We start from the raw sequence: 6,054 nt of genomic DNA on the forward strand, positions 1-6,054 counted from the left end.
AGTCCAATGGATGCAATGCAGCCAATGCAGCAGAACCTGCACCTACTTTATTAACACGTTTTTCAACATTACCAACACGGTTATTCAAGTTATTGATGTTATTGTTGATTGCACCTGGTGTGGAATTGTTGATTTGAGTTTGCAAATCATTTGCCACGGAGTACAATTGGCTACCGTTTACAGCATCTGTGGAGTCAGCGGAAATTTTACCAGCTGCTACGTTGTGGATTTGACGTTCTTCACCAGCTTTACCAACGGATACAGAGCCTACAGGGCTAGTGCCTGCGAATCCACCATATGTATGACCAGCTACTGTTGCGTTAGTTACGTTAGTAGCAGAACGAGTAGTAGAGTTAGCACCTAATGCAATGGAGTTTGCAGTGGATGCATTAGCTTTGTTACCGATTGCAATACTGTAGTCAGCAGTTGCAGCTGCATCAGAACCGAAAACGTTAGTACGTACGCCTGTTGCTTGTGCACCAGCACCGAATGCTTGTGCATGATCGCCAGTTGCTGTTGCAGAGGAACCAATTGCATTAGCATGGTTGCCATTTGCTGTAGCATCAGCACCGATTGCATTAGCTTTGTAACCAGTAGATTTTGCTTGGTGACCAAGTGCTAAAGAACGTACATCGGAAGCAGTTGCACGAGTACCGATTGCAATGCCCCAAGTTTTGTCAGCTTGAGCTTCATGACCGATAGCAATGGATTCGCTCATACTCGCTTGAGCCTTATTGCCGACTGCTAATGCAGAGCTACCTAATGCAGTATTTTCAGAACCGATTGCTACGGAATTACTATTCCAAGAGCCGTTCAAAAGTGTAGCAGAATCTGGTTCATTATCGAAAGTACGATCACGGTAGTTTGTAGTTGTACCAGCTACAGTATTGTTATAACCATAACCAATCGCATTTGTACCACTAATTACATTGCTATCACCAAATGCTTGTGCGAATGCACCAGTTACGCTATTACCATCACCGAATGCATTAGCTTGGTTACCATTAATAGTATTTTGGTTACCATAGGCACTGCTAGAACCATTAGCGCTTGTAATTAAATTACCTTGACCTACAGCAATGCTTGTAGCTGTACCATCAGCAACGGTACCATAAGCAACACTATTATGTGTAGTGTCAGGAGATGCTGTAGCATTACCAGCAGCAAAGATAAAACCTTGTGCTGTTTGAATTTCTGCCGCATTAACTGGTGCAGTTGCAGATAGACCTACAGCAGCTGTTGCAGCCAATACAGCAAACGCTAATTTTTTGGAATGTTTGTTTTCTCTCATCTTACACCCTCGCTAAATTAAAATTCTTAACCAAACACAATACAATTTTTCAGTCTCTCTAAATTCCGCCTCTCTCCTCGGGCTAATTAAATATACTTCTTATTTTGAGCTAAGAAATATATTCAATTCATTTTAAGAAAAATTTATATTGTTGATTACCCGCCTAGCATATCAAAGTTTTACGATATAAACAAGCCTTTTTCCCATATAAAGTTCATTAATAACTCTTCATAATGTCAAAAAATAGCGTTATTACTGGTATTCTTCGTTGTATTAATATACTCATCGATTTTGCTTATGAGTAAAAAAAATCACACCTTTTTTAGGATTCTACAGAATATATATTGTATAGCTTATAAATAATTATTACTTTAATAAGCCAAACAGATATTTAGACTTTCCAGTTATTCATTATTCACATTAATTTCATGAACACTTTCTGAATTTTTATAGAATAGAATATTTAATCATTTTTCTGAATTTTATACTATTTTTATTTTTATGCTTAATAGCATAACACATCTACGTAAATACTTAAGATTAGTATACACATATCGCCACACATATTCGTATAAGCTTACAAAAATAAGACTTAATCTATATATAATACTCATATAATTCCAAATAGATCATAAAAACCAAAAAGCTCCTACGTTCTATGAATGCTAGGAGCTTTTTATATATTAAGCTAGCAAGGCTTTTACAAGTTCTTCTGCTTTGCCAAAATCATCTGCATCTGGGTTCCAGTTACATTTAATTTCAGGTTCTACCACGGAGAAACCATATTTAGTTAATTCTTCACGAAGTACCTTCGTAGATTCACCAGACCAACCATAGGTACCAAATACGGCAGCCTTTTTATTTTTAAACTTCAATTCACGCAAAAAGTCGAGCCAACCAGCTACAGAAGAGATAACACTATTCCCTACTGTCGGAGAACCAACGGCAATCGCTTTTGATTTGAATACTTCTGTCATAATGTCGTTTTTATTTGTTTTACTGATATTAAAGATCTTAACCCGTGTATCAGGAGATTGTTTAGCAATCTCATCAGCAATTTTATGGGCTAATTTCTTTGTACCATCCCACATAGTGTCATATACGACTGTAATTTGGTCTTCTTGGTATGCTTGAGACCACTCATAGTATTTCTCTACGATTTGCAATGGGTTTTCACGCCAAATTGCACCATGGCTAGTAGCAATAATATCAATTGGTAAGTTGAGCTTTTGAATTTCTTCAACCTTAGCTTTTACCAATGGAGAGAATGGATTCAAAATATTGGCGTAATATTTCATCGCCTCTGCCCATAGACGACATTGATCAGCCTTATCGGCCCACAATTCTTCTACCGCAAAGTGTTGACCGAATGCATCATTGGAAAACAAAATGTTATCGCCAGTCATGTACGTTGCCATGGAATCAGGCCAATGGAGCATGCGCATTTCTACGAATACCAAAGATTTACCGTTGCCAATATCTACAGAATCACCTGTCTTCACAGTTTTAAAATTCCATTCTGGATGATGATATTGACCAACCAAGGACTTAACGGCATTTTCTGTGCAGTAAATCGGCGTATTAGGGATTTTTTCCATCAAAGCTGGCAAGGAACCGCTGTGATCGACTTCGCCGTGATTACATACGATAAAATCAATCTTATTTAGATCAATTTCAGATTCCAAATTATCAATAAACTCTGAGGAATGAGGTTTCCATACGGTATCGATAAGGACAGTTTTTTCCTCTTCAATCAAGTACGCGTTTTGACTAGATCCATTATTAATGCTGTAATCAGAACCGTGGAATTCTTGCAATTCCCAATCAATTTTACCAACCCAAGATACGTTATTTTTTATATGCTTTCTCATAATAACCTCCATAATTCTTGTGAAAGTCTTTCACAATCAACAATATTTATGGCCTATGTGGTATCTATGTATAGAACTATCTATACTGCTATGCATATATCACAACTCGGTCATTAACTATGGCTTTATTATACCCATATCGCATTATTAAGTCTGTATCTGTAGGTACAGATTTGAGAATTATTATAAAAAACCACTCATAGGAAATCATATGCTGTACATTAGCGTACAATGGATTTCCCATGAGTGGTTACGACTATATACAGTTTTAATAGTGGATTGTTTATTATCTAGCTTAGATAATCTAGGATAACGTCCGACTATTGATTTCCAGTCTTAGATAATCCAGGGATGGCTTTATAGATATATAACGCAATATATCCATCGACCATGCTATGAATGATGGTACCGCCACCTACAAGAACGAATACGACGTAGATAAGATCGATATTTGGCATCGTAGTTGTCGTATAGAACAAGAGGCATGCTAGCACTTCACCGATGGCGTGAATAATGGCACAACCAAGGTTGAACGCAGCAAAGGATAAAGCCCCAGTCAATACGCCTGGATGATGTTTAATATAGCAAGCACCCATCAAGGCAAAGATAATATGAGAGGCCGCACGCATAACGATAACAAGCGGGAAACCTGCTACGAAGAAACCAAGTGTAGAACCTATGACTACACAAGCGGCCATCTTACGAGACAAGAACATGGCTAGGAATATAGGCACATGACTGGCCAACGTATACGAAGCCGGTGGAATGACAACTTTCAGAGGCATCATAATAGGAATCATGATGGCTAATGCCATCAACAAAGCAGTAATGGTTAGATTTCGATACATCGAAGAATTCATAAAGGCCTCCTTAGTTAATATATCTAGTGTCCTACATTTCCCCACAAATTAAGGATCACTACGCCTACCACGATTAATGCAATACCTAGCACGGTGTAGATATTAATGCCTTCGTGAAAAATAAAGACAGAAATCAATGTCGTCACAACAAGCCCCACGCCAGACCATGTAGCATAGGTAACGCTCAGCGGAATATATTTCAACACATGGGTTAACGTATAAAACGACCCTATGTACCCAAGCGCACACGCAATGGTCTGCAACGGCCTTGTAAACCCGTCAGATGCTTTTAACATTGTCGTTGCAAATAACTCAAGCCCTATAGATAAGGCAAGTAAAAAATAAGATAACATAACCCCCTCCTACAAAAAAGAGAGGGACTTGCCCTCTCTTTTATAACGTCTAAATATATAATACTTTCATATTATAAAACATATGATATGGTTTTGAAATGATTTAGTTCACTTTATGAACTTTCAAAATCTTGTTATATACGATTATAGACGTTCGATTACAGCTTGCGCCATTTCTGTGGTACCTACGCGTTTTAAACCTTCACGGTAGATATCGCCTGTACGGTAACCATCAACGAGCACTTGTTCAACAGCTTTTTCAATAGCGTCAGCCACTTGAGGTAAATCAAGGGAATGACGGCACATCATAGCTGCGGACAAGATTGTGCCCAATGGGTTCGCCAAGTTTTGCCCCATGATGTCTGGTGCGGAACCGTGGATTGGCTCGTACAATGCTGTGCCTGTACCCATGGATGCAGATGGTAAAAGCCCGATGGAACCGGAGATAACAGCGCCTTCGTCAGACAAGATGTCGCCGAACAAGTTTGTTGTCACGATAACGTCGAATTGTGCAGGATTTACAACGAGTTGCATCGCTGTATTATCCACATAGAAGTAATCTGTTGCGATATCTGGATTAGCTGCCGCTTTCTCTTGAGCGATTTTACGCCACAAACGAGAAGAAGCCAATACATTTGCTTTATCTACAGATACAACCTTTTTATTACGTTTGCGAGCTGTTTCCATAGCGATATCCATGATGCGCTCTACTTCGTAACGGCTGTAAGTTTCTTTATCCCAAGCAAACTCGTTAGCACCTTCACCTTGTGCCTCTTCGCGTTCACCGAAGTAAATACCGCCAGTCAACTCACGAACGATAACGAAATCTACATCTTGTACAAGTTCCTTTTTAAGAGGAGAATACTCTTGCAATGATGGATAGATTTTTACAGGACGCAAGTTACAGAACAAACCAAGCTCCTTGCGAAGACCGAGGATTGCTTTTTCAGGACGGATAGAAGGATCCACATTATCCCATTTAGGGCCGCCTACAGCACCAAGCAATACAGCATCAGCAGCTTTACAAGCCTCGATTGTATCCTCAGTCAAAGGCACACCATATGCATCAATAGACGCACCGCCCGCTTTTTTATCAATCCAATTAACCTTTACATTAGCTTTCTCAAAAGCCACATCACACACAGCCTTCGCTGCAGCAATAATCTCAGTACCGATACCATCACCAGGAATCAATACGATATTCTTTTCGCTCATATTACCTCTCCATATAACAAATGCTCATAGATGAGCCACAAACTCATCAGCCTTTATTGCACTATTCAGGTCTATATAGCCTGTGCCGAGCCTTCACACTCCCAAGAGCCGAATGCTCGTCGAAAACGACTTTGGCCCTGCGGAGGCCGCAGGCCGAAGTCAGACCCGGCCAGTGGAGGCTTGAGACGAGTGTTCGGCTCGCCCTTATTTACGGTTTTTCGCAAAGTTCACAAGACCACCAGCTGCCGCAATATCTTGAATGAATTGTGGCAACTCAGTGCCTTGGTATTGTTCGTTTTTAGTCAAGTTGTACACGATACCTTTAGACAAGTCTACGCCGATTGCATCACCAGCATCGATACGATCTACTTGTTCGCCGATTTCCACAACTGGCAAACCGATGTTGATAGCATTACGGAAGAAGATACGTGCAAAGGAGTGTGCTACGATAACAGGCACGCCTT

At 39.9% G+C, this 6,054-nt stretch carries 5 protein-coding genes and 1 pseudogene; all 6 read right to left on the bottom strand.

Annotation, left to right across the window (positions count from 1 at the left end; all coding sequences use genetic code 11):
- A partial coding sequence (locus tag QZ548_RS07215) for a hemagglutinin (protein ID WP_295869362.1) occupies window positions 1–1,291 on the bottom strand: 1,291 nt, incomplete at its 3' end.
- Between the two features lie 683 nt (window positions 1,292–1,974).
- Complete coding sequence (locus QZ548_RS07220) at window positions 1,975–3,162, bottom strand: MBL fold metallo-hydrolase (RefSeq protein ID WP_016476159.1); 1,188 nt, start codon at window positions 3,160–3,162, stop codon at window positions 1,975–1,977.
- Window positions 3,163–3,482: 320 nt separating this feature from the next.
- A complete protein-coding gene (locus tag QZ548_RS07225) occupies window positions 3,483–4,022 on the bottom strand; it encodes a hypothetical protein (protein WP_295869363.1) in 540 nt (179 codons plus the stop codon).
- Window positions 4,023–4,045: 23 nt separating this feature from the next.
- Window positions 4,046–4,375, bottom strand: coding sequence for a multidrug efflux SMR transporter (locus QZ548_RS07230; RefSeq protein ID WP_105089575.1), 330 nt, complete (start codon window positions 4,373–4,375; stop codon window positions 4,046–4,048).
- Window positions 4,376–4,519: 144 nt separating this feature from the next.
- Entirely contained in the window at window positions 4,520–5,590 is a 1,071-nt protein-coding gene (gene leuB / locus QZ548_RS07235) for a 3-isopropylmalate dehydrogenase (protein ID WP_118354226.1), read from the bottom strand.
- A 204-nt stretch (window positions 5,591–5,794) separates the two neighbouring features.
- A pseudogene (gene leuD / locus QZ548_RS07240) lies at window positions 5,795–6,054 on the bottom strand (3-isopropylmalate dehydratase small subunit); the annotation flags it as partial.

It is taken from the genome of uncultured Veillonella sp. (assembly GCF_915069625.1).
GTDB lineage: Bacteria > Bacillota > Negativicutes > Veillonellales > Veillonellaceae > Veillonella.